This window comes from Streptomyces sp. DvalAA-14 (genome assembly GCF_900091855.1).
GTDB lineage: Bacteria > Actinomycetota > Actinomycetes > Streptomycetales > Streptomycetaceae > Actinacidiphila.
Map to the genome: position 1 here is coordinate 1 of NZ_FMCH01000254.1, position 3,624 is coordinate 3,624.

Annotated in this window: 4 protein-coding genes and 1 riboswitch; all 4 genes read left to right on the forward strand. The window is 74.8% G+C overall.

The features are described 5' to 3' along the window. Positions 1-124: 124 nt before the first annotated feature. Positions 125-237: riboswitch (TPP riboswitch) on the forward strand. Next, positions 229-1,398, forward strand: coding sequence for a glycine oxidase ThiO (gene thiO, locus GA0115240_RS13220; RefSeq protein ID WP_093736873.1), 1,170 nt, complete (start codon positions 229-231; stop codon positions 1,396-1,398). It overlaps the preceding riboswitch by 9 nt. Further along, the gene (thiS, locus tag GA0115240_RS13225) at positions 1,395-1,601 is read left to right on the forward strand and encodes a sulfur carrier protein ThiS (RefSeq protein WP_370673330.1); all 207 of its coding nucleotides are present in this window, start codon (positions 1,395-1,397) and stop codon (positions 1,599-1,601) included. The genes thiO and thiS overlap by 4 nt, the downstream gene beginning before the upstream one ends. A 135-nt stretch (positions 1,602-1,736) precedes the next feature. Then, positions 1,737-2,477 (forward strand): thiazole synthase, encoded by a 741-nt coding sequence (locus tag GA0115240_RS13230; protein WP_093736875.1) that lies wholly within the window; start codon positions 1,737-1,739, stop codon positions 2,475-2,477. Between the two features lie 114 nt (positions 2,478-2,591). Continuing rightward, a partial coding sequence (locus tag GA0115240_RS13235) for a protein kinase domain-containing protein (protein WP_141708826.1) occupies positions 2,592-3,624 on the forward strand: 1,033 nt, incomplete at its 3' end.

Genomic DNA, 3,624 nt, shown 5'->3' on the forward strand with positions numbered 1-3,624 from the left:
GCTGACCCGCCGCTGGCCCGCCGCGCGTCAGCGCGACCCCCACCGGAGGGGCCGCCGCCCGGCAAAGGCCCCGCGCCGGCGGGACCGTGCCGTACCACCGCCGCGCCCCGCAGGGATAAGGTGCCGGGAGAAGCGCGGGAGCCCGGGCGTACCGGGCTGAGAGGGTGGCTGGCCGGCTGCCGACCGTAAGAACCTGATCCGGGTCATGCCGGCGAAGGGAGACGCAGGATGCCCATCCCCGCGAACGGGGCCCGCGGCCACGACGTGCTGGTGGTCGGCGGCGGCCTCATCGGTCTGGTCACGGCCTGGCGGGCCGCCCAGCGCGGTCTGGCCGCCGCGGTCGCCGATCCGCGTCCCGGCGGCGGAGCCGCGCACGTCGCGGCCGGGATGCTGGCGGCGGTCACCGAGCTGCAGTACGGGGAGCAGCCGCTGCTCGACCTCAACCTGGCGTCGGCCGCCCGCTACCCCGACTTCACCGCCGAGCTCACCGAGTTGACCGGCCTGAGCACCGGTTACCGCCGGTGCGGCACCCTCGCTGTCGCGCTGGACGCCGACGACCGGGCCCAGTTGCGCGATCTGCATGCCTTCCACACCTCGCTGGGCCTGGAGTCGCAGTGGCTCAGCGGCCGGGACTGCCGCCGTCTGGAACCGCTGCTCGCCCCGGGCGTGCGCGGCGGGCTGCGGGTGGACGGGGACCACCAGGTCGACCCGCGGCGCCTGGCCGCGGCGCTGCTGCGGGCCGCCGAACTGGCCGGGGTGACCTTCCTGCGGTCGGCGGCGGCCCGTGTCTCCCGGTCCGGCGACCGGGTCACCGGCGCCCTGCTCGCCGACGGCACCGAGGTCACCGCCGACCGCACCGTGCTGGCCGCGGGCAGCGAGAGCGGCCGGATCGGCGGCCTGCCGGAGGAGGTGCTGCCGCCGGTCCGCCCGGTCAAGGGCCAGATCCTGCGGCTGCTGGTCCCCCGGACGCACGCGCCGTTCCTGTCCCGCACGCTACGGGCGGTGGTGCGGGGCAGCCACGTCTACCTGGTGCCGCGCGAGAACGGCGAGCTGGTGCTGGGCGCGACCAGCGAGGAGTTCGGCTGGGACACCACGGTCACCGCCGGCGGGGTGTACGAACTGCTGCGGGACGCCCATGAGTTGGTGCCGGGCATCACCGAGCTCCCGCTCACCGAGACGCTGGCGGGACTGCGTCCCGGTACGCCGGACAACGCGCCGCTGCTCGGCGCCACCGCGCTGGACGGCCTGCTGCTGGCCACCGGCCACCACCGCAACGGGGTTCTGCTCACCCCGGTCACCGGCGACGTGATGGCCGAGGTGCTGACGAGCGGTGAACTGCCCGGCTACGCGAGGCCGTTCGCCCCGGCCCGGTTCGCCCGGCAGGAGCAGCCGGCGTGACGATCACCGTGCTGCTCAACGGCGAGCGGCGCCGCCTGGCCGCGCCTTTCTCGCTCGACGCCCTGGTCGCCTCCCTCACCGCGGCGCATTCCGGCGTGGCCGCCGCGGTGAACGAGACGGTGGTGCCGCGCAGCCGGTGGTCGGCCACCGCGCTGGCCGACGGCGACCGGGTGGAGATCCTGACCGCCGTGCAGGGGGGCTGAGCCGTGCCGGTCACCACACCGCCGGACGGCGCCGGCCACCGCGGCCCGGGGCAGGCGGAAGCCGGCCCGGGGAGGTACCAGGACGGTTCGGACCCGCTGCGGATCGGGGACGCGGTGTTCGCCTCCCGGCTGATCATGGGCACCGGCGGGGCGCCCAGCCTGGAGGTGCTGGAGCAGGCGCTGCTGGCGTCCGGCACCGAGCTGACCACGGTCGCGATGCGGCGGCTGGACCCGACCACCAAGGGGTCCGTGCTGTCGGTGCTGCGGCGGCACGCCATCCGGGTGCTGCCGAACACGGCGGGCTGCTACACGGCGGGCGAGGCCGTCCTGACCGCGCGGCTGGCGCGGGAGGCGCTCGGCACGGACTGGGTGAAGCTGGAGGTCATCGCGGACGAGCACACCCTGCTGCCGGACCCGGTGGAACTCCTCGACGCGGCCGAGACGCTGGTGGACGACGGGTTCACGGTGCTGCCGTACACCAGCGACGACCCGGTGCTGGCCCGCAGGCTGGAGGACATCGGCTGCGCCGCGGTCATGCCGCTCGGCTCCCCCATCGGCTCCGGGCTCGGTATCCGCAACCCGCACAACTTCGAGCTGATCACCGGGCGGGCCGGCGTCCCGGTGATCCTCGACGCGGGCGCCGGTACGGCCTCCGACGCCGCCCTGGCCATGGAACTCGGCTGCGCGGCGGTGATGCTCGCCTCGGCCGTCACCCGCGCCCAGCGCCCCGTCCTGATGGCCCAGGCCATGCGCCACGCGGTGGAGGCGGGCCGGCTGGCCCACCGGGCCGGCCGCATCCCCCGCCGCCACCACGCCCTTCCCTCCAGCCCCACCGAGGGCGTCCCCGCCTTCCACCCGGAACGCCCCGCTTTCTGAGCTGATGCCCGGCTTGGTCCCGGGTTACGAAATGGTTCCGGAACGCCACGGACAGGACACAGTACGAAGGTGAGCCTCGGGGAACGGGCGGTGCGGCTCGTAGACTCGGACGTCGTGGACACCACCGTGCATGACCCGCTTGTCGGAAAGATCCTCGACGGGCGCTACCGGGTCGAAGCCCGCATCGCGGTCGGCGGGATGGCCACGGTCTACCGGGCCGTGGACACCCGCCTGGACAGGGTGCTCGCGATCAAGGTGATGCACCCCGGGCTCGCGGCGGACACCGCCTTCGTGGAGCGGTTCATCCGGGAGGCCAAGGCGGTCGCCCGGCTGGCGCACCCCAATGTGGTCGCGGTGTACGACCAGGGCACGGACGGCACGTATGTGTATCTGGCGATGGAGTACGTGGCCGGCTGCACGCTGCGCGACGTCCTGCGCCAGCGCGGCGCGCTCCAGCCCCGCGCGGCGCTGGACATCCTGGAGCCGGTGCTGGCCGCGCTCGGCGCCGCGCACCGGGCGCAGCTGATCCACCGGGACATGAAGCCGGAGAACGTGCTCATAGGCGACGACGGCCGGGTGAAGGTGGCCGACTTCGGCCTGGTCAGGTCGGTGGACACCCAGACCAGCGCCACGGGCGCGGGCGCGCTGCTGGGCACCGTGTCGTATCTGGCGCCGGAGCAGATCGAGTACGGCACGGTGGACCAGCGCACCGATGTGTACGCCTGCGGGGTGGTGCTCTACGAGGCGCTGACCGGGCAGAAGCCGCGCAGCGGCAGTACGCCGGCGCAGGTGATCTACCAGCATCTGAGCCAGGAGATGCCGGCCCCGTCCGCCGCCGTCCCGGGCCTGGCGCCGGCGCTGGACTGGCTGGTGGCCCGGGCCACCGCCCGCGATCCCCGGCAGCGGCCGGTGGACGCGGTGGAGATGCTCGCCGAGGTGCAGGCGGTCCGCGCCGCGCTGAGCGAGGAGCAGTTGGACGGCGTCCCGGTCGGTGCCGTGCCGGGCCCGCCGGTGGCGGCGATCGGTTCGGAGGATCCGACCGGTGTCGTCCCGCTGACCGGTTCGGAGGATCCGACCGGTGTCGTCCCGCTGCCGCGGGTGCCGGAGCACGACACCGCGGAGCTGAACCGTACGAGCCGGCTCGTGA

Bases quoted from the DNA above. Each gene is read 5' to 3' on its own strand.
- thiO (WP_093736873.1), top strand. From the start codon at position 229: ATGCCCATCCCCGCGAACGGGGCCCGCGGCCACGACGTGCTGGTGGTC.
- GA0115240_RS13230 (WP_093736875.1), top strand. From the start codon at position 1,737: ATGGGCACCGGCGGGGCGCCCAGCCTGGAGGTGCTGGAGCAGGCGCTG.